Origin of the sequence: Sodalis praecaptivus, assembly GCF_000517425.1 — a bacterium.
Classification (GTDB): domain Bacteria; phylum Pseudomonadota; class Gammaproteobacteria; order Enterobacterales; family Enterobacteriaceae; genus Sodalis_A; species Sodalis_A praecaptivus.
Map to the genome: position 1 here is coordinate 1,486,718 of NZ_CP006569.1, position 19,279 is coordinate 1,505,996.

General features: G+C 59.9%; 19 protein-coding genes. 15 read left to right on the top strand and 4 right to left on the bottom strand.

The window, feature by feature from the left end:
* The first annotated feature begins 22 nt into the window (after window positions 1-22).
* From folC to hisP, 9 genes are all read left to right on the top strand, one after another.
* Window positions 23-1,294, top strand: a complete 1,272-nt coding sequence (folC, locus tag SANT_RS06640) for a bifunctional tetrahydrofolate synthase/dihydrofolate synthase (protein ID WP_025421513.1) — start codon at window positions 23-25, stop codon at window positions 1,292-1,294.
* On the top strand, window positions 1,284-2,009 hold the full coding sequence (gene dedD, locus SANT_RS06645; protein WP_025421514.1) for a cell division protein DedD: 726 nt from the start codon (window positions 1,284-1,286) through the stop codon (window positions 2,007-2,009). Before folC ends, dedD begins: the two co-directional genes overlap by 11 nt.
* A gap of 271 nt (window positions 2,010-2,280) precedes the next feature.
* Entirely contained in the window at window positions 2,281-2,769 is a 489-nt protein-coding gene (cvpA, locus tag SANT_RS06650) for a colicin V production protein (protein WP_025421515.1), read from the top strand.
* Window positions 2,770-2,802: 33 nt separating this feature from the next.
* A complete protein-coding gene (gene purF, locus SANT_RS06655) occupies window positions 2,803-4,320 on the top strand; it encodes an amidophosphoribosyltransferase (RefSeq protein ID WP_025421516.1) in 1,518 nt (505 codons plus the stop codon).
* Window positions 4,321-4,447: 127 nt separating this feature from the next.
* On the top strand, window positions 4,448-5,017 hold the full coding sequence (locus tag SANT_RS06660) for a UbiX family flavin prenyltransferase (RefSeq protein ID WP_025421517.1): 570 nt from the start codon (window positions 4,448-4,450) through the stop codon (window positions 5,015-5,017).
* A 312-nt stretch (window positions 5,018-5,329) separates the two neighbouring features.
* Window positions 5,330-6,112: a lysine/arginine/ornithine ABC transporter substrate-binding protein gene (locus SANT_RS06665; protein ID WP_025421518.1), complete on the top strand. Its 783-nt coding sequence runs from the start codon at window positions 5,330-5,332 to the stop codon at window positions 6,110-6,112.
* Window positions 6,113-6,187: 75 nt separating this feature from the next.
* Window positions 6,188-6,874 (top strand): histidine ABC transporter permease HisQ, encoded by a 687-nt coding sequence (locus tag SANT_RS06670; protein ID WP_025421519.1) that lies wholly within the window; start codon window positions 6,188-6,190, stop codon window positions 6,872-6,874.
* Window positions 6,871-7,578 carry an ABC transporter permease gene (locus SANT_RS06675; protein WP_025421520.1) on the top strand — a complete coding sequence of 236 codons (708 nt, stop codon included), beginning with the start codon at window positions 6,871-6,873 and terminating at the stop codon, window positions 7,576-7,578. The genes SANT_RS06670 and SANT_RS06675 overlap by 4 nt, the downstream gene beginning before the upstream one ends.
* A gap of 20 nt (window positions 7,579-7,598) precedes the next feature.
* A complete protein-coding gene (gene hisP, locus SANT_RS06680) occupies window positions 7,599-8,372 on the top strand; it encodes a histidine ABC transporter ATP-binding protein HisP (RefSeq protein ID WP_038668329.1) in 774 nt (257 codons plus the stop codon).
* Between the two features lie 12 nt (window positions 8,373-8,384).
* Here hisP and SANT_RS06685 read toward each other — a convergent pair whose 3' ends face one another.
* Both SANT_RS06685 and SANT_RS06690 read right to left on the bottom strand, forming a co-directional pair.
* Window positions 8,385-9,287: a TIGR01777 family oxidoreductase gene (locus tag SANT_RS06685; protein ID WP_025421522.1), complete on the bottom strand. Its 903-nt coding sequence runs from the start codon at window positions 9,285-9,287 to the stop codon at window positions 8,385-8,387.
* Window positions 9,288-9,453: 166 nt separating this feature from the next.
* The gene (locus SANT_RS06690; RefSeq protein ID WP_025421523.1) at window positions 9,454-10,080 is read right to left on the bottom strand and encodes a glutathione binding-like protein; all 627 of its coding nucleotides are present in this window, start codon (window positions 10,078-10,080) and stop codon (window positions 9,454-9,456) included.
* A gap of 224 nt (window positions 10,081-10,304) precedes the next feature.
* On the opposite strand from SANT_RS06690, the gene yfcE reads away from it, so the two are divergent.
* Together yfcE and yfcD are read left to right on the top strand one after the other, a co-directional pair.
* Entirely contained in the window at window positions 10,305-10,859 is a 555-nt protein-coding gene (yfcE, locus tag SANT_RS06695) for a phosphodiesterase (protein ID WP_025421524.1), read from the top strand.
* Between the two features lie 83 nt (window positions 10,860-10,942).
* A complete protein-coding gene (gene yfcD, locus SANT_RS06700) occupies window positions 10,943-11,512 on the top strand; it encodes an NUDIX hydrolase YfcD (protein ID WP_025421525.1) in 570 nt (189 codons plus the stop codon).
* Window positions 11,513-11,773: 261 nt separating this feature from the next.
* Here yfcD and pta read toward each other — a convergent pair whose 3' ends face one another.
* Together pta and ackA are read right to left on the bottom strand one after the other, a co-directional pair.
* The gene (gene pta / locus SANT_RS06705; RefSeq protein ID WP_038668332.1) at window positions 11,774-13,918 is read right to left on the bottom strand and encodes a phosphate acetyltransferase; all 2,145 of its coding nucleotides are present in this window, start codon (window positions 13,916-13,918) and stop codon (window positions 11,774-11,776) included.
* A gap of 74 nt (window positions 13,919-13,992) precedes the next feature.
* Window positions 13,993-15,195, bottom strand: a complete 1,203-nt coding sequence (gene ackA, locus SANT_RS06710) for an acetate kinase (protein WP_025421527.1) — start codon at window positions 15,193-15,195, stop codon at window positions 13,993-13,995.
* 340 nt (window positions 15,196-15,535) lie between these two features.
* Between ackA and yfbV the strand changes: the two genes are divergently transcribed.
* From yfbV to SANT_RS06730, 4 genes are all read left to right on the top strand, one after another.
* Complete coding sequence (yfbV, locus tag SANT_RS06715) at window positions 15,536-15,991, top strand: terminus macrodomain insulation protein YfbV (protein ID WP_025421528.1); 456 nt, start codon at window positions 15,536-15,538, stop codon at window positions 15,989-15,991.
* Between the two features lie 163 nt (window positions 15,992-16,154).
* Window positions 16,155-16,649, top strand: coding sequence for a YfbU family protein (locus tag SANT_RS06720; protein WP_025421529.1), 495 nt, complete (start codon window positions 16,155-16,157; stop codon window positions 16,647-16,649).
* 22 nt (window positions 16,650-16,671) lie between these two features.
* The gene (locus SANT_RS06725) at window positions 16,672-17,334 is read left to right on the top strand and encodes a sugar phosphatase (RefSeq protein WP_025421530.1); all 663 of its coding nucleotides are present in this window, start codon (window positions 16,672-16,674) and stop codon (window positions 17,332-17,334) included.
* A gap of 93 nt (window positions 17,335-17,427) precedes the next feature.
* Window positions 17,428-19,260: an SLC13 family permease gene (locus SANT_RS06730; protein WP_025421531.1), complete on the top strand. Its 1,833-nt coding sequence runs from the start codon at window positions 17,428-17,430 to the stop codon at window positions 19,258-19,260.
* The last annotated feature ends 19 nt before the right edge of the window (window positions 19,261-19,279 follow it).

Here is a 19,279-nt window from a genome sequence, read left to right on the forward strand (position 1 = left end):
GCATAAGCCAATGAACGGACGTATGGAAAATCTGCCTATCCCTCAAGCCACGTCGCCACTGGCCGCGTGGCTTCATTATCTTGAACGTCTGCATGCCAAACCCATCGATCTGGGCCTGGAGCGGGTAAGCCATGTGGCTACCGGCCTGAATCTGCTGCGCCCGGCGCCCTGGGTCATTACCGTCGGCGGCACCAACGGCAAAGGCACCACCTGCCGGCTGCTGGAAGCCATCTTGCTGGCCAGCGGCATGCGGGTCGGGGTCTATAGTTCGCCGCATTTACTGCGCTACACCGAACGGGTGCGTATCCAGGGCGACGAATTGCCGGAAGCCGCCCATAGCGAGGCGATGGCGGTTATCGAAACCGGCCGCGGCGCTACCTCCCTCAGCTATTTCGAGTTCGGCACGCTCGCGGCGCTACAGCTATTCCGGCAAGCGTCGCTGGATGTGGTGATCCTGGAGGTCGGGCTGGGGGGACGGCTGGACGCCACCAATATCGTTGACGCCGACGTCGCCGTGATTACCTCCATTGCCCTCGATCATACCGATTGGCTGGGGCCGGATCGCGCCAGCATCGCGCGGGAAAAAGCCGGCATCTTCCGGCGCGGCAGGCCGGCGATTGTGGGTGAGCCCGATCGGCCGGCGACGCTCGACGCCGCCGCGGCCGATAGCGGCGCCGTCTTGTATGCCCGCGACCGCGATTGGTGGTGGCACCAGGACGGCCAGCACTGGCGCTGGTGGGACGGCTTGCGCGAGCTCACGGCGCTGCCGCTGCCTGCCATTCCCCTGGAAAATGCCGCCACCGCGGTGGCCGCCGTCGGCCGCCTGCCGTTCGCGGTGTCGGAGGCGGCGGTGCGCCAGGGGTTGCGCGAGGCCGCGCTGCCGGGACGTTTCCAGTGTATCGGCCGAGCGCCGCTAACGATACTGGACGTGGCGCACAATCCCCACGCCGCCGGCTACCTGGCCCGGCGTCTGGCGGCGCTGCCCCGCACCGGCAAGGTGCGGGCGGTGGTTGGCATGCTGGCGGATAAAGATATCGCCGGCACGCTCGCCTGTCTGCGCGGGCAGGTGGATGTCTGGTATTGCGCCTCCCTCGATGGGCCGCGCGCCGCCAGCGCCGCACAGCTGGCCGCCCATCTTGACAGCGACGCGCAACGGTTCGAGGATGTGCTAAGCGCCTGGCATCAGGCAATAGCGGACGCCGCGCCGGAGGATTGTGTGCTGGTTTTCGGCTCTTTCCATACCGTGGCACCGGTCATGGCGCTGGCTGATAGGGAGAAATATTGTGGCGAGTAAATTTCAGAACCGCCTGGTGGGGACCATTATCCTTGTCGCCCTCGGCGTCATTATTTTGCCCGGCCTGCTAGACGGTAAAAAGAAACACTATCAGGACGAGTTCGCCGCCATTCCGCTGGTGCCGAAGCCCGGCGACAGCGATGAGCTTGATGCAACGCCGCCGGCCAGCCAGCAACTGCCGAGCCAGCCGCCGGAAGGGGCGGGGGAGGCGGTAGAACAATCCAGCCGGCCGGCCAACAGCGGTCAGCCAGCGGCGCCGCTGCCTGATGCCGCCAGCGGTTCCCGCCAGCCGGAAACGCTGGCGCCGCCGGAGATGAAAACCACGCCGCCCGCGCCGGTTAAACCCGAGCCCAAACCGGTCGCGCGGCCTGAGAGCAAACCGCTAGCCAAACCGCAGGCGCCGAAGGTTGAGGCGCCCAAAACGCCGGCGCCGAAGCCCGACAATGGGCCGGCCGCCGAGCAGGCGCCGAAAGGGCAGGCGTGGGTGGTGCAGTTGGGCGCGCTGAAAAACGCCGATAAAGTGTCGGAGATTGTGGCTAAGCTGCGGCTGTCGGGCTACCGCGTTTATACCTCGCCGTCGGCGCCGGTTCAGGGGCAGATTACGCGGATATTTGTCGGCCCGGATGCATCCAAGGAAAAACTGCAATCCGCGCTCGGCGAATTGAATCAGTTGAGCGGCCTTAACGGCCAATTGCGGCCCTATAGCGTACGCTAGACTTTTGCCGTTCCTAATCGCGGGTGCGGCCCGATGCCTGCGACCGATATAAAGCGCTGCTCTGGCGCGGCAGGATGCTCAGCCTTCCACGGGGGGCGCTGGGCGTCTGGCCGGTGAATCGCTTCGCGCTATCTCATTGCGGCGATTGGCTTTTTTTAATCGCCGTTATTTATTTAAACGGGGGGGATAAATCCCCTACGCAAACGTTTTCTTTTTCTGTTAGAATTCGCCGCGAACCAGCTGACCGGGCGAATGATCAAGGGATGCATGCATGATCTGGGTTGATTACGTCATTATCGGCATCATTGTTTTTTCCGCTTTGGTGAGTCTGATTCGCGGGTTCGTGCGCGAGGCATTATCTTTAGTCACCTGGGCCTGTGCATTTTTTGTCGCCAGCCATTACTATAGTTACCTTGCGATATACTTCACCCGTTTTGAAGAGCAGATGGTACGCAACGGCATTGCGATTGCCCTGCTGTTCGTGGCGACCCTGATTGTTGGGGCGATCGTCAATTATGTGATTAGCTCACTGGTGGAGCGGACCGGTTTATCCGGCACCGACCGGGTCCTTGGCGTCTGCTTCGGCGCGCTGCGGGGCGTTCTAATCGTGTCGGCGGCGCTGTTCTTTCTTGACACCTTCACCGGTTTCTCCCACAGCCAGGAGTGGCAGCAGTCCCAGCTGATACCGCAGTTCAGCGGTATCATCAGATGGTTTTTTGACTATCTGCAAAGCACGTCGAGTTTCTTACCGAGGCAGTAGTTGTCCCGGTAACGCTGATGAGGAAATGACCACATGTGCGGTATTGTCGGAATCGCCGGTTTTATGCCGGTAAACCAGTCTATCTATGATGCATTAACGGTGCTGCAGCACCGTGGGCAGGATGCGGCAGGCATTGTTACCATCGATGCATTAAATTGCTTTCGCCTGCGTAAAGCCAATGGACTGGTTAAGGATGTTTTCGAGGCCCGGCATATGCAACGCTTGCAGGGCAATATGGGGGTGGGCCATGTCCGCTACCCGACCGCCGGCAGCTCCAGCGCCTCCGAGGCGCAGCCGTTTTACGTCAACTCCCCGTTCGGCATCACCCTGGCGCACAACGGTAACCTGACCAACGCCCACGAATTGCGTAAAAAGCTGTTTGAAAACGGGCGGCGCCATGTCAATACCACGTCCGACTCGGAAATTCTGCTTAACGTTTTCGCCGCTGAGCTGGATCGTTTCCCGGATTACCCGCTGGAAGCGGACAACATCTTCGCGGCGGTGGCGGCGACCCATCAGCAAATTCGCGGCGCCTACGCCTGCGTCGGCATGATAATCGGCCACGGCCTGTTTGCGTTTCGCGATCCCAACGGCATCCGCCCTCTGGTTATCGGTAAACGCACGCTGGCGGACGGGCGCAATGAGTATATCGTGGCCTCCGAAAGCGTGGCGCTGGATACGCTGGGCTTCGATTTCCTGCGCGACATCGCGCCGGGCGAGGCGGTGTACGTCACGGCAAAAGGGCAGCTGTTTACCCGGCAGTGCGCCGAGAACCCCCGGCACCATCCGTGCCTGTTCGAGTATGTCTATTTCGCCCGGCCTGATTCGTTCATCGATAAAATTTCGGTCTACAGCGCCCGCGTGCGCATGGGCCAGATGCTGGGCGAAAAAATCGCCCGCGAGTGGGAAGATCTCGATATCGATGTGGTGATCCCGATTCCAGAAACCTCCTGCGATATCGCGCTGGAGATCGCCCGCATCCTGAATAAGCCGTATCGTCAGGGATTTGTGAAAAACCGCTACGTCGGCCGCACCTTTATCATGCCCGGTCAGCAGGTTCGCCGGCAGTCGGTGCGCCGGAAGCTTAACGCCAACCGCGCCGAATTCCGCGACAAAAATGTGCTGTTGGTGGACGACTCCATCGTGCGCGGTACGACCTCGGAGCAAATCGTTGAAATGGCGCGCGAGGCGGGCGCCCGTCACGTTTACCTGGCTTCCGCCGCGCCGGAAATCCGCTTCCCGAACGTCTACGGCATCGATATGCCCAGCGCGTCAGAGCTCATTGCCCACGGTCGCGAGGTCGACGAAATCCGGCAGCTTATCGGCGCTGATGCGCTGATATTCCAGGATTTGGCCGATTTGGAACAGGCGGTGCGGGAAGATAATCCCGACGTGGAACAATTTGAATCCTCGGTCTTTAACGGTATTTACGTCACGCGTGACGTGGATCAGCGCTATCTTGATTATTTGGAGTCGCTGCGCAACGACGATTCCAAAGCTCTGCGCGCCCAGACCGAGGTCGAAAACCTGGAAATGCATAACGAAGGTTGATCGCTAGCGCGCGGGTGCAGTAGGCTGTGCCGCTGTACCCGCGCTTGACGGCAATTGGTCATCTCTACCCGGGCGGTCAAACGCGCCGGGTTTTTTTTTCGTCTTTCCTACTGGCGGGAGTTGAGGTATGAAACGTCTGATTGTTGGTATCAGCGGCGCCAGCGGCGCCGTGTATGGCGTCCGCCTGCTACAGGTGCTGAGCACGCTGCCGGAGATCGAAACCCATCTGGTCATGAGCCCGGCCGCGCGGCAAACCCTGGCGCTGGAGACGACTTATAGCCTGCGCGAAGTGCAGGCGCTGGCGGATGTGGTGCATGATTCCCGCGACATTGCCGCCAGCATCAGCTCTGGTTCATTCCAGACCCTCGGGATGGTTATCCTGCCCTGTTCGATGAAAACCCTCTCCGGTATCGTCAATAGCTACAGCGATGGGCTGCTGACGCGCGCGGCGGATGTGGTGCTAAAGGAGCGGCGCCGGTTGGTGCTCGGGGTGCGTGAAACGCCGCTGCATCTGGGCCACCTGCGCCTGATGACCCTGGCGGCCGAGCTCGGCGCGGTCATCATGCCCCCGGTCCCGGCCTTTTATCATCGGCCCGCCCACATCAGCGACATCATTGACCAAACGGTCAACCGCACGCTGGATCAATTCGATCTGGTGCTGCCGCAAGATCTGTTCCAGCGCTGGCAGGGCGGCTGACGCCTGCGGCCAGCCATATATTCAATTAAATAATTATTCGCATGATAATGGTGCATGAAAATAACATTGCACCAATAATGAACATGCTGGGTAAATGGATGGTGCAGCGTCGCCGACGGCGGCCGTGCGCGGCGGGTGGCGTGCCTGATGCAGCACGCGATCGCGGCGCAAAGGGGTGGGTTACGGCGGGTCTCGCCGCGTTCAGCGCCATGCGCCCAGACAGCGCGATACATGGCATGAAATGTGCAATGGTTCCGGCGGAAAAGGACACACGCTATGCCGGGCAACGAATAATTATACTGAGGGTCATTTATGAAAAAGCTGGTAAAAGTTCTTCCTTTAGTGGCGGCGCTGGCTTACGCGGGCAGCGCGTTTGCCGCAGTACCCAAAAACATCAAAATTGGCACCGATCCGACCTATGCCCCTTTTGAATCGAAAAACGCCAGCGGCGAGCTGGTCGGTTTCGACATCGATTTGGCCAAAGATCTGTGTAAACGTATTGAGGCCAAGTGTACCTTCGTCGAAAGCGATTTCGATGCGCTGATCCCGTCGCTGAAGGCGAAAAAAATCGACGCGATTATCTCCTCGTTGTCGATCACCGAAAAACGCCAGCAGGAGATCGATTTTACCGATAAGCTTTACGCCGCCAACGCGCGCCTGATCGCCAAAGCCGGCAGCCCGATTACTCCGACGCTGGACTCTCTGCGCGGCAAACGCGTGGGCGTTCTACAGGGGTCGACCCAGGAAGCCTACGCCAATGCCATGTGGCAGCCGAAGGGCGTGGATGTGGTCGCTTATCAAAACCAGGATCTGATCTACGCCGATTTGACCTCCGGCCGTATCGATGCGGCATTTCAAGACGAGGTCGCCGGCAGCGAAGGCTTCCTGAAACAGTCCGCGGGCAAAGGTTATAGTTTCGCCGGTCCAGCGGTGAAAGACGACAAATTCTTCGGCGTCGGTACCGGCATGGGGTTGCGTAAAGACGAAACCGATTTGAAAGCGGCGCTGAATAAAGCCTTTGCCGACATGCGCAAGGATGGGACTTACGAGAAATACGCTAAACAATACTTTGATTTTGACGTCTACGGTGGTTAACCCTGTCATAGAGCAACGGCCCGTGGTCTCACGGGCTACGCCGGTATTTCTCCTCCGCCAGGACAGGTATGATCGATGCTTTTTGGTTATTCGCAATTAATTATCAACGGCGCGCTGGTGACGCTTGAGCTGGCGCTCAGTTCCGTTTTACTGTCGGTGGTGATCGGTCTTATCGGCGCCGGCGCCAAACTTTCCCGCAGCCGCGTGCTGGCGGGCTGCTTTGAAGGCTATACCACTCTGATTCGCGGCGTGCCCGACCTGGTGCTCATGCTGCTGATTTTTTACGGTTTGCAAATCGCTCTGAACAGCCTGACGGAAGCCGTCGGATGGGATCAGATCGATATCGACCCGATGAGCGCGGGTATTATCACACTGGGCTTTATCTACGGGGCCTATTTCACGGAAACCTTCCGCGGGGCGTTTTTGGCGGTGCCGCGCGGGCAGATCGAAGCGGCTACCGCGTTTGGCTTCAGCGGCGTGCAGACCTTCAGGCGCATTCTGTTTCCCGCCATGATGCGCTTCGCGCTGCCCGGTATCGGCAATAATTGGCAGGTCATTTTAAAGGCCACCGCGCTGGTGTCGTTGCTCGGGCTGAATGATGTGGTGAAGGCCACCCAACTGGCGGGCAAGGGTACTTATCAACCGTTTTATTTCGCCATCGTCGCCGGCGTGGTGTATTTGTTGTTCACCACCCTCTCCAACGGCGTACTGCTGTGGCTGGCGCGGCGCTATTCGTTGGGCGTGAAGAAGGCGGAATTATGACGGAAATTCTGCAACAATACTGGCATGCGCTGCTGTGGAGCGATGGCTACCGTTTCACCGGGCTGGCGGTTACCCTGTGGCTGCTGATTATTTCTGTCGCGCTGGGCGGTCTGCTGGCGGTACTGCTGGCGGTGGCGCGGGTTTCGCCGCGGCGCTGGATAAGTTTGCCGGTGTGGCTGTTTACCTATATTTTTCGCGGCACGCCGCTGTATGTACAGCTGCTGGTATTCTACTCCGGGATGTACAGCCTGGAAATCGTGCGCGGCACCGATCTGTTAAACGCGTTTTTCCGCAGCGGCATGAACTGTACCCTGCTGGCGCTGACCCTGAATACCTGCGCCTACACCACCGAGATTTTCGCCGGCGCCATCCGCGCGGTACCCCACGGGGAGATCGAGGCGGCGCGCGCCTACGGTTTCACTCCGTTCAAACTCTACCGCGCCATCATTTTGCCCTCCGCGCTGCGCACGGCGCTGCCGGCCTACAGCAATGAAGTGATTTTAATGCTGCACTCCACCGCGCTGGCGTTCACCGCCACGGTGCCGGATATATTGAAAATAGCCCGCGATATCAACTCGGCGACCTATCAGCCGTTTTATGCCTTTGGCATTGCCGCGGTGATGTATCTGATGATCTCTTTTGTTTTGATTAAGCTGTTTAAACAGGCGGAAAAGCGCTGGCTGCGCCATGTCAAACCGCAATAACCCACGTGCAGGATACGTTTATGCCAGAAATCAAATTGTCGATCCAGGAGCTGCACAAACGCTATGGCGACCATGAAGTATTGAAAGGCGTGTCGCTGGAAGCGCGCGCCGGCGATGTGATCAGTATTATCGGATCCTCCGGGTCGGGCAAAAGTACCTTTTTGCGCTGCATCAACTTCCTGGAAAAGCCCAGCGAAGGATCGATTGCCGTGAATAACGAAAATATTCATATGGTGCGCGATCATGACGGTCAGCTAAAAGTGTTCGACAAGAAACAGTTGCAGCTGCTGCGCACGCGGCTGACGATGGTCTTTCAGCATTTTAATCTCTGGAGCCATATGACCGTGCTGGAAAACGTCATGGAAGCGCCGGTGCAGGTGCTGGGCCTCAGCAAAAACGACGCGCGCGAGCGCGCGGTGCGCTATTTGGACAAAGTCGGTATCGATGAACGGGCGCGCGCCAAATATCCCATCAACCTCTCCGGCGGGCAGCAGCAGCGCGTTTCCATCGCGCGCGCGCTGGCAATGGAGCCGGAAGTGCTGTTGTTTGATGAACCCACCTCGGCGCTGGACCCGGAGCTGGTCGGCGAAGTGCTGCGTATCATGCAAAAGCTGGCCGAAGAGGGCAAGACCATGGTGGTGGTGACGCACGAAATGGAGTTCGCCCGCCATGTTTCCAATCACGTCATCTTCCTGCATCAGGGGGTTATCGAAGAGCAGGGGCCGCCGTCGGCGGTATTCGGCAGCCCGAAGAGCCCGCGGTTGCAGCAGTTCCTCTCCGGGGCCCTCAAGTAACCGCGCCGATGGTTATACGGCGTTGACGATTTCCGTCAGCGCCGCTTCCAGTTCGCTGAAACAAAAAGTGAAACCGGCCTCGGTCAGCCGCCGCGGCATTGCCCGTTGGCCGCCGAGAATCAGCGAGGCGCCTTCGCCGAGAAACAACTGCACCGCCCGCGCCGGCACGCGGGTGAAGGCGGGCCGGTGCAGGACCCCCGCCAGTACGCTGCTAAAATGTTCATTGCGCACCGGATAAGGCGAGCAGACGTTAAACGGGCCCGCCAGGCCGTCGGTGGTCAGCATGAACAGCAGCGCGTTGACGATATCGTCGATGTGGATCCAGGACATAAACTGGGTGCCGTCGCCGATGGGGCCACCCAGCCCGACTTTGTACAGCGGCAAGAGCCTGCCCAGCAGGCCGCCGTCGGCGGCCAGCACCACGCCGGTGCGCGACAGACACACGCGGGTTTTCTCGCTGCGCGCCCGTAGCGCCAAATCCTCCCAGCGCGCGCATAGTGTGTGGGCGAAATCGATAATCGGCGGTTCATCCTCGTCCACCAGCGCATCATCCTGATCGCCATAATAGCCGGTGGCGGAGCCGGAAATGAACACCGACGGCGGATTGTCGCTCTGGCGTATCAGCAGGCTCAATTGGCCGGTAACGTCCCAGCGGCTCTGGCATAGCTTGTTTTTTTGCTCGTCGGTCCAGCGGCGCTCGGCGATAGGCTCGCCGGCAAGGTTTATCACCGCATCGAACTCGTTGAGGTGCGACAGCGGCGCCAGCGTCGTCATGGTGGCAATCTCCGGCCCCAGCGTCTGCTGCGCGCGCTGGGCGTCGCGGGTCAACACGGTAACATGGTGCGATAAGGTCTGTAGTCTCATAACCAGGTGCCGGCCAATCAGCCCGGTCCCGCCGGTCACTAAAATTTTCATGGTGGTGTTCTCCGCCCGACGTTAATCGCTGCGTGCGGACCGCGGGCGGCCGTGGGCAGCGATAGCAAAACTCCATTCTGCCTAAAGCATAGGCCACGGCGGCGGTAAATGCCCAAAGCGGACGCAGCGTCGGGATCTGCGCCCGCTACCGCCGGGCCGGCAGGGTTTAGCCGTTGGCTCGCCGCCAGGCGCGCTCCACCGCCGGACGGGTGCGAGTCTCGTTAAACCAGCGCTGTACCGCGGGATAGTCCGCCAGGTTGATATCTTGTTTCTCATGGGACACCGCCCAGGGGTAAGTGGCGATATCGGCAATGCTGTACTGCTCACCCGCGATATAGCGATGGTCCTGCAACTGCTTGTCCAACACGCCGTACAGCCGTGCGGTTTCGGTACGGTAGCGATTGATGGCGTAAGGCACTTTCTCCGGGGCGTACTGGCTGAAGTGGTGGTTTTGGCCAAGCATCGGACCGAACCCCGCCATTTGCCAGAAGAGCCATTGCAGGGTGGTGTGCCGTTCACGCAGTTCATGCGACAGCAGCTGGCCGGTTTTTTCCGCCAAATAGAGCAGAATGGCGCCCGATTCAAACAGGCTAAACGGCGCGCCGCCGTCCGCCGGCTGGTTGTCGACAATCGCCGGGATTTTGTTATTCGGCGAGATGGCCAGGAAGGCCGGCTTGAATTGATCGCCGGCGCTGATATCCAGGCGGTGAAGCTGATAAGGCACCCCGGTCTCTTCTAAAAACAGCGTAATTTTATGGCCGTTGGGCGTGGGCGCATAATAAACGTCGATCATAAAGCCTCCTCTAGGATAACGCGAGTGGCTTAACTGTAGTGCAAAAGCGCAGGGGATAAAAGCGAATAAGCGGCGGGGTGTGAGCGGGCTTTATGGCGCAATAACGCCGCAATCGGCCGCCGGCGACGGGATAGCGCTGACGCAGACGGGGTGAAGTTTGTTAAGCTTGGGCTGCTGCGCCGTCTGTGCGGGCGGCGGGCCGACACGCGCAACAGGAGAAGAGAATGAGATTGATGATAGCGTCAGATATTCATGGTTCGCTGGCCGCCACGCGCCGGCTGCTGGCCGCGTTTGACGTAAGCGGCGCCCGCTGGCTGGTGCTGCTGGGCGATTTTCTGAATCACGGTCCGCGCAATCCGCTGCCCGAGGACTATCGACCGGCGGACGTCGCCGCCGCGCTTAACGCTTATCGCCAGCGCATTATCGCGGTACGCGGCAATTGCGACAGCGAAGTGGATGAAATGCTGCTCGACTTTCCCTCTAGCGCGCCCTGGCAGCAGGTTCTGCTGGGGGAGACGCGGCGGCTGTTTTTAACCCACGGGCATCTCTATCATCCGGCGCATCTGCCGCCGCTGGCGCCCGGCGACGCGTTCTTGTACGGCCATACCCATATTCCGCAGGCGGAGCGAGCGGGGGAGCATATTCTGTTCAATCCGGGGTCGGTCAGCTTGCCCAAAGGCGGCTTTCCGGCGAGCTACGGTCTACTGGCGGACGGCCGGTTACAGGTACTGTCATTAGATGGCGGGGAAACTATTGCGCAAGTCGCAATAACCTTCTAAGTTATGACAAAATACGTCAGTGGGTTTTTCCGTTTAACCATACCGCGCGGGCAGCCCGCGCCATTGCATAAGGGTGTCATAGGATGGAGCAACAGAGTCAGTCTGCCGGTGAGGAATGGGTCGACATTGTCAATGAAAACAATGAAGTCATCGCCCAGGCCAGCCGCCAGCAGATGCGCGCGGAACGTCTGCGTCACCGCGCCAGTTATATTGTGGTGCATGATGGTGCGGGCAATATTCTGGTTCAGCGTCGTACCGCCAGCAAAGACTTCTATCCGGGCTATCTGGATGCGACCGCCGGCGGCGTGGTGCAAAGCGGTGAGGGGATGCTCGATTCCGCCCGCCGTGAGGCGGAAGAAGAGCTGGGCATCGCGGATGTGCCGTTCGCTGAACACGGGCAATTTTATTTCGAGAATGACGCCTGCCGGGTGTGGGGATCGCTGTTTAGTTGCGTGACCCATGGCCCGTTCGCGCTACAGGAGAGCGAGGTGGAGGCGGTCAATTGGCTGACGCCGGAGGAAATTACCGGCCGCTGCGACGAATTCACCCCAGACTCCCTGAAAGCGTTGTCGCTGTGGCTGAGCCGCAATAATGCCCAGAGCTTTGGTAAGCCCCTGGCCGCGCAGACGTCGGACGATAGCGCGGCACCGTAGCCAGCGAGGGGGGCAACCTTCGCGCACGGGCTAAATGTAGGCGGGCGTAGCGGCGGTAGCGCACGGGCTGAGCCGGCGCAAGCGCTTGGTAAAGCCTAACTCCCCGATGGGGTTGAACCGGCGCAAGCGCTTGGCGAAGGCCGGACTTTCATTGGTTCTGAGCAGGCGCAAGCGCTGGGGAAGGGTGAGTCGGTCCGCGCAGGGCAAAAAAAACGCCGGCCTCAGGCCGGCGTGGTCATATCTGGCGCCGCAAACGCGGAATTAGCCTTCCGCCTGTTTCGACTGAATGGCGGTCAGCGCGACCGTATAAACGATATCGTCCACCAGCGCGCCGCGCGAGAGGTCGTTGACCGGCTTACGCATCCCTTGCAGCATCGGGCCGATTGAGATCAGGTCCGCCGAACGCTGTACCGCTTTATAGGTGGTATTACCGGTGTTCAAATCCGGGAAGATAAAGACCGTCGCCTGACCCGCTACCGGCGAGTTGGGTGCTTTCGACAGCGCGACATCGGCCATAATGGCGGCGTCATACTGCAGCGGACCGTCGATGACCAGATCCGGGCGCTTTTCCTGCGCCAGGCGCGTAGCTTCACGCACTTTCTCGACGTCGCTGCCGGCGCCGGAGTTGCCCGTCGAGTAAGAGATCATCGCTACGCGCGGCTCAATACCGAAGGCGGCGGCGGAGTCGGCCGACTGAATGGCGATTTCCGCCAGCTGCTCGGAGGTCGGATCCGGGTTGATGGCGCAGTCGCCGTACACCAGCACTTGCTCAGGCAGCAGCATGAAGAACACCGACGACACCAGCGAACTTCCCGGCGCAGTCTTGATGAGCTGTAGCGGCGGGCGGATGGTATTAGCGGTGGTATGCACCGCCCCTGACACCAGGCCGTCCACCTCGCCCTGCTCCAGCATCAGCGTGCCCAGCACCACGTTATCTTCCAGCTGTTCGCGCGCCACCACTTCGGTCATGCCCTTGCTTTTGCGCAGCTCGACCAGGCGCGCGACATACTTCTCGCGCGCCACTTCCGGATCGATGATTTCGATGCCGTCGCCGAGCGTAACGCCCTGTACCGCGGCCACGCGCTGAATTTCATCGGGGTTGCCCAACAGCACGCAGTGGGCAATACCGCGCTCGGCGCAAATGGATGCCGCTTTGACGGTGCGCGGCTCGTCGCCTTCCGGCAGCACGATGCGTTTACCGGCCTGACGCGCCAGTTCGGTCAACTGATAGCGGAACGCCGGCGGCGACAGGCGGCGCGGACGTTCGGAGCTGGCGGACAGGGATTCGATCCAGGCATTATCGATATGGCCCGCGACATAGTTTTGCAGTTTTTCCACCCGGCTATGGTCGTCGGCCGGCACTTCCAGGCTGAAGCTCTGTAGGCTAAGCGAGGTCTGCCAGGTATTGGTCTGCACGGTAAACATCGGCAGACCGGTCTGGAAGGCGCGTTCACATAACTGCTGAATGCGCGGATCGATGTCATAGCCGCCGGTCAGCAGCACCGCGCCGATTTCCACGCCGTTCATCGCGGCGAGGCAGGCGGCGACCAGCACATCGGGACGGTCGGCGGAGGTCACCAGCAGCGAACCGGGGCGGAAATGCTCCAGCATGTTCGGCAGGCTGCGCGCGCAGAAGGTGACGGATTTCACGCGGCGGGTCTGAATTTCCCCTTCGTGGATAATGGTGGCGCCCAAATGGCGGGCCATGTCGATAGCGCGGGTGGCGATGAGATCGAAATTCCACGGGATGCAGCCCAGCACCGGCAGCGGGCTGTTTTCAAACAGCAGGCTCGGATCCACGTTGGCAACGCTGGCCTTGCTGGAATCGTCGAAAATTTCCGACAGATCCGGACGGGTGCGGCCTTGTTCATCCACCGGCGCGTTCAATTTATTGACGATAACGCCGGTAATGTTTTTATTTTTGCTGCCGCCGAAGCTTGAGCGTACCAGCTCGATGCGTTCTTTCAATTGGTCCGGCGAGTCGTTGCCCAGCGAGAGCACGAAAACGATTTCGGCGTTCAGCGTGCGGGCGATTTCATAGTTCAGCGCGGTGGCGAACTGATGTTTACGCGTGGGCACCAATCCTTCCACCAGCACCACTTCCGCTTCTTGGGTGTTGGCATGATAGCGGGCAATGATCTCTTCCATCAGCACGTCTTGCTGGTTGGAGCCCAGCAGGGATTCCACATAGCTCATGGCCAGGGGTTCGGCGGAGGGAATAGTGGAATTGGCGCGGATAATACGGGTGGTGGCGTCGAGGGTGTCCTCACCGGATCGGGGCTGCGCGATGGGTTTGAACACGCTTAGGCTCACGCCTTTTTGCTCCATGGCGCGGATCACGCCGAGGCTGACGCTGGTCAGACCGACGCTGGTGCCGGTTGGGATCAACATGATTGTACGGGACACGGCTAAACCTCTTTCAACGGTTGCTCGTTAGTCAAAAACAGCCCCGCCGGACAAAGCCGGCGGGGAGATGAGAATTACGCGGTCAGACGCGCGGCGTCCTGGGCGATGACCAACTCCTCGTTGGTCGGGATGACGATAGCCGGGCGGCTGGCGTCGGTGGTGATCACGCCGGCGTGGCCAAAACGCGCGGCCAGGTTGCGTTCATGATCTACCTCGAAGCCCAGCAGCGCCAGTTTTTTCAGCGACAGCTCGCGCACCATCGCGGCGTTCTCGCCGATGCCGCCGGTGAAGATCACCGCATCCAGCCGTCCGTCCATTAGCGCGCTATAGGAGCCGATGTACTTGGCCAGACGGTGGCAGTAAACATCCATGGCGCGGCGGGCGTCGGCTTTATCGCGGTAGTTGTCCTCGACATAGCGACAGTCGCTGGTCACGCCGGTCAGGCCCAGCAGACCGGACTCTTTGGTCAACAGGGTGTTGATACGGGCGACGGACATGCCTAATGCATCGTGTAAATGGAACACGATAGCCGGGTCGATATCGCCGCTGCGGGTACCCATCACCAGGCCTTCCAGCGGCGTCAGTCCCATGGACGTATCCACGCACTGTCCGTTGCGGATGGCGGAAACGGAGCCGCCGTTGCCCAAATGGCAGGTAATCACATTAAGCTGGTCAACCGGCTTGTTAAGCATCTTGGCCGCTTCGCGGCTGACATAAAAGTGGCTGGTGCCGTGGGCGCCGTAGCGGCGGATAGCATGTTCTTGATATAAAGAGTAGGGCAGGGCATAAAGATACGATTCTTCCGGCATTGTCTGATGGAAAGCAGTATCAAAAACCGCTACGTTCTTTTGTGCCAGCTGCGGAAACTCTTTCAGGGCTTCGCGGATACCGATAAGATGCGCCGGATTATGCAGCGGCGCGAACGGGATGGAATCCTCGATGCCTTTTAATACATCGTCATTGATAATGGCGGACTGGGTGAACCGTTCGCCACCGTGTACGATGCGGTGACCGATGGCGGTTAATTGTGCGGACAGTTCCGGTTTTTGTGCCAAAATAGTATTAACGATAAAGTGCAGCGCTTCACTGTGCGCGCTGCCGGCACCCAACGCCGCTTCTTGCTTGGCGCCGTCCATCTTCCATTTGATACGCGCTTCCGGCAGATTGAAGCACTCGGCGAGACCGGAGATATGTTCTTCACCGTTGGCGGCATCGATAATGGCGAATTTCAGAGATGAACTGCCACAGTTAAGAACCAGTACTAGCTTACTCGACATGGAAGTACCTACTTGTTATGCGTGGTTAATAATTCGTCAAACAGGCTTTAATCGTAGCGCATTCCGCCGCTGACATTTATGATTAACATCATGGATGCGGTGAATTCGCGGTTATGATGTCGGCAATGCGCTCACGCGGCCCTGATACGTTAGCCCTAGGCGGCTTTGCCCCTGGCTGTCGCGGTCGACCTGAACGCGGGCGGCGGCGCATGCTAAGCCCCGCAGCGCGGAATAGGATAACGAGAGACCGCGGTAAAGACAAAATATATTTAAATGTTATAAAATGCTTAGTGAAATTGCGCGAAAATTTTAATCATTGCTCATAAAGTTGAGGTCCGCTATGTCGACACTCCCTTCCGGTTCGGTAAGTTGGTACAAAATTTTCCAGCGCGGACAACACTATATGAAGGCCTGGCCCGCCGAAAAAAGCCTGGCGCCTATCTTCCCTGAACACCGTGTGGTTCGCGCCACCCGTTTCGGCGTGCGCTACATGCCGGCGGTCGCGGTCTTTACCCTGAGCTGGCAAATCGCCCTCGGAGGGCAGCTCGGTCCCGCGGTGGCGACCGCCATCTTTGCCTGCAGCCTGCCGATGCAAGGCCTGTGGTGGCTCGGCAAGCGGTCGATTACGCCGCTGCCGCCTTCGTTACTGAACTGGTTCCACGAGGTGCGGCAAAAGCTCAACGAGGCCGGCCAGGCGCTGGCGCCGGTGGAAGGGGTACCGACCTATCAGATGTTGGCCGAGGTGTTAAAAAGGGCGTTTAAGCTGCTCGATAAAGCGTTTCTGGATGACTTGTAAAGTCTAAAGGCCGCATTTGTACCCGCCGCCATAAATATTTCATCCGGTCATGGTTTACATCAAACAAAGCGGGGTTTGCACTACCCCGGCGTCCAGCGCTATGCCATGCTGACGCCTGCGAACTTTCCTGGCGCGGCCAGGCTTTTAACACCAGGAGTGCTTTATGGACATGACCAACGCCCAACGGCTTATCTTGTCAAATCAGTACAAAATGATGACCCTGCTTGACCCCGACAACAGCGAGCGCTATCGCCGGTTGCAAACCATCGTCGAGCGCGGCTACGGTCTGCAAATGCGCGAGCTGGACCGCGATTTCGGCGCCTTGAGCGAAGACGTTTGCCGCAGCATTATCGATATCATGGAAATGCATCACGCCATGCAGGTGTCCTGGTCCAATTTGAAGGACCGCCAGGACATCGACGAACGCCGCCTGGCGTTTCTCGGCTTTGATGCCGCCACGGAAGCCCGCTATCTTGGCTATGTCCGTTTCATGGTATTTACCGAAGGGCGCTACACCCACTTCGACTCCGGTACCCACGGTTTCAACGCCCAGACAAAAATGTGGGATAAATATCTGCGTATGCTGGCGGTCTGGCAGGCCTGCCCGCGTCAATATCACCTGAGCGCGGTGGAAATTTCGCAAATCATCAACGCCTGAAGACGAAGTTAAGGAGCGGCTTGTGCGCGGTTTAGGCTTTTTGTTTGACCTGGATGGGACTTTGATCGATTCGTTGCCGGTGGTGGAACTGGCCTGGGGCAACTGGGCGCGGCGCCACGGCGTGCCGGAGGCAGAGGTGTTGGATTTCATCCACGGCAAACAGGCGATTACCTCATTGCGCCACTTTATGCCGGGGCAAAGCGAAGAGACGATACAGCATGAATATCGTCTGCTGGAACGCTTTGAAGCCGAAACCATCGACGGCGTAAGCGCGCTGCCGGGCGCCCGCGAGCTGTTGAACGACCTTAACCGCCTACAGCTACCCTGGGCGATTGTGACCTCCGGATCGCTGCCGGTCGCCTCCGCCCGGGTGCGCGCGGGGCGGCTGCCAACGCCGCCGGTGCTTATCACCGCGGAGCAGGTGCCGCGCGGCAAACCGCAGCCGGATCCTTACCTGCTCGGCGCCAAGACGCTGGGCCTGCGGCCTGCGGAGTGTATTGTGGTAGAGGACGCCATCGCCGGCATCCAGTCTGGGCTGGCGGCGGGTTGTCCGGTGATAGCCGTTAATCCGCCGCCGGAAACGCCGCAAAAAGAGGCGGTGGGCATGCTTATCGATTCGCTGCACCAATTAGCGGTGACCCGGGAAGGGGACTACGCCCTGGTGAGTCGCCGCGAGGCCGCCTGATCGCGCAAAAAAATGGTTTGAACCCCGCCTCGCCGGGGTTTTTTTATGGCATGCTGTGGACGAAATGTCTGCTATCAGGACTGGGATGTTGGCATGAACGACGAACTCCTTTGGGTGCTTGGCCTGCTGCTGGCGGCGGTGGTGCTGTTTATCACTGGGAAAGTGCGCATGGATGTGGTGGCGCTCTTGGTCATTGTCGCCTTTGTGCTGAGCGGGACGCTGACCCTGGCTGAAGCCACCGCCGGTTTCAGCGACCCTAACGTACTGCTTATCGCCGCGCTGTTCGTCATCGGCGACGGGTTGGTGCGTACCGGTATTGCGCTGTCGGTGGGGGACTGGCTGGTACGGATGGCGGGCAACAGCGAGCTGCGCATGCTGTTGCTATTGATGGTCACGGTGTCCGCGCTGGGCGCGTTTATGAGCTCAACCGGCGTGGTAGCCATTTTTATTCCGGTCGTGCTCAGCGTCGCGCAGCGCATGAAAACCCCGCCGGGACGGCTGATGATGCCGCTCAGTTTCGCCGGGCTTATCAGCGGCATGATGACGCTGGTGGCGACGCCGCCCAATATGGTGGTCAATAGCGAACTGTTGCGCAACGATCTGCCGGCGTTCGGCTTTTTCGCGGTGACGCCGATAGGCTGCCTGGTGCTGGTGCTGGGCATCGGTTATATGGCGGTGGCCCGTTTCTGGCTGACGGCGCCTGATGACGGCCGCGCCGGCGAAACCTGGCAGCGCCGCACTTTCCGCGATCTTATCCGCGATTACCGACTGGCGGGACGCGCCAGGCGCCTGGCGCTGCGCGCCGGCTCGCCGCTTATCGGTCGCCGGCTGGATGATTTGCGCCTGCGCGATCGCTATGGCGCCAACGTGGTGGGCATTGAACGCTGGCGTAAGTTCCGCCGGGTGATGGTCAGCGCCGGCGGTAATACCGAGCTGCGCCCGCGTGATGTACTGCTGATCGACATGTCCGCCGCCGAAATGGATTTGCGTCAGTTTTGCAGCGAACAGCAACTGGAGCCGATGGTGCTGCGCGGCGAATATTTTTCCAGCCAGGCGCGCGACGTGGGAATGGCGGAGGTCAGCCTGATCCCGGATTCCGCCCTGTTGGGCCATAGCCTAAGAGAGGTGGCGTTTCGCAGCCGCTACGGACTGAATGTGGCGGGCATCCGCCGCAACGGCGAGGCGCTGCCGGGGGTGCTGATCGACGAGCCGTTACAGCTGGGGGATATCCTGCTGGTGATAGGCGACTGGAAACGCATCCGGCAGTTGCAGTCGCGCACGCGCGATTTCATCCTGCTCAATCTGCCGGCCGAAGTGGACCAGGTCGCGCCGGCGGCCAGTCAGGCGCCCCATGCGCTGTTGGCGCTGGTGCTCATGGTCGGCATGATGATAACCGATCATATTCCTAATCCTATCGCCGCCCTCATCGCCTGTCTGCTGATGGGCAAGTTCCGCTGTATCGATATGAACAGCGCCTATAAAGCGATCCACTGGCCGAGCCTCATTCTGATTGTCGGCATGATGCCGTTTGCGCTGGCGCTGGAGAAGACCGGCGGCGTGGATGTCGTAGTGCGCCTGCTCATGCGCCTGTCGGGCGGGGCGGGGGCGCATATGATGCTGCTGAGTCTGTTTATTCTGTGCGCGGTGACCGGGCTGTTTATTTCCAATACCGCCACCGCGGTGTTGATGGCGCCCATCGCGCTCGGCGCGGCGCATCAGATGGGCGTCTCACCGTATCCGTTCGCCATGATTGTCGCCGTCGCCGCCTCGGCGGCGTTCATGACGCCGGTCTCCTCGCCGGTGAACACGCTGGTGCTGGGGCCGGGGGGCTACAAGTTCAGCGACTTTGTTCGTATCGGCGTGCCGTTCACCCTGCTGGTGATGGCCGCCAGCGTGCTGGTAGTGCCGCTGCTCTACCCTTTCTGACGGGCCAGCGGCGGGTCAT

Bases quoted from the DNA above. Each gene is read 5' to 3' on its own strand.
- folC (WP_025421513.1), top strand. From the start codon at position 23: ATGGAAAATCTGCCTATCCCTCAAGCCACGTCGCCACTGGCCGCGTGG.
- cvpA (WP_025421515.1), top strand. From the start codon at position 2,281: ATGATCTGGGTTGATTACGTCATTATCGGCATCATTGTTTTTTCCGCT.
- purF (WP_025421516.1), top strand. From the start codon at position 2,803: ATGTGCGGTATTGTCGGAATCGCCGGTTTTATGCCGGTAAACCAGTCT.
- SANT_RS06660 (WP_025421517.1), top strand. From the start codon at position 4,448: ATGAAACGTCTGATTGTTGGTATCAGCGGCGCCAGCGGCGCCGTGTAT.
- SANT_RS06665 (WP_025421518.1), top strand. From the start codon at position 5,330: ATGAAAAAGCTGGTAAAAGTTCTTCCTTTAGTGGCGGCGCTGGCTTAC.
- SANT_RS06670 (WP_025421519.1), top strand. From the start codon at position 6,188: ATGCTTTTTGGTTATTCGCAATTAATTATCAACGGCGCGCTGGTGACG.
- SANT_RS06675 (WP_025421520.1), top strand. From the start codon at position 6,871: ATGACGGAAATTCTGCAACAATACTGGCATGCGCTGCTGTGGAGCGAT.
- hisP (WP_038668329.1), top strand. From the start codon at position 7,599: ATGCCAGAAATCAAATTGTCGATCCAGGAGCTGCACAAACGCTATGGC.
- SANT_RS06685 (WP_025421522.1), bottom strand. From the start codon at position 9,287: ATGAAAATTTTAGTGACCGGCGGGACCGGGCTGATTGGCCGGCACCTG.
- SANT_RS06690 (WP_025421523.1), bottom strand. From the start codon at position 10,080: ATGATCGACGTTTATTATGCGCCCACGCCCAACGGCCATAAAATTACG.
- yfcE (WP_025421524.1), top strand. From the start codon at position 10,305: ATGAGATTGATGATAGCGTCAGATATTCATGGTTCGCTGGCCGCCACG.
- yfcD (WP_025421525.1), top strand. From the start codon at position 10,943: ATGGAGCAACAGAGTCAGTCTGCCGGTGAGGAATGGGTCGACATTGTC.
- ackA (WP_025421527.1), bottom strand. From the start codon at position 15,195: ATGTCGAGTAAGCTAGTACTGGTTCTTAACTGTGGCAGTTCATCTCTG.
- yfbV (WP_025421528.1), top strand. From the start codon at position 15,536: ATGTCGACACTCCCTTCCGGTTCGGTAAGTTGGTACAAAATTTTCCAG.
- SANT_RS06720 (WP_025421529.1), top strand. From the start codon at position 16,155: ATGGACATGACCAACGCCCAACGGCTTATCTTGTCAAATCAGTACAAA.
- SANT_RS06730 (WP_025421531.1), top strand. From the start codon at position 17,428: ATGAACGACGAACTCCTTTGGGTGCTTGGCCTGCTGCTGGCGGCGGTG.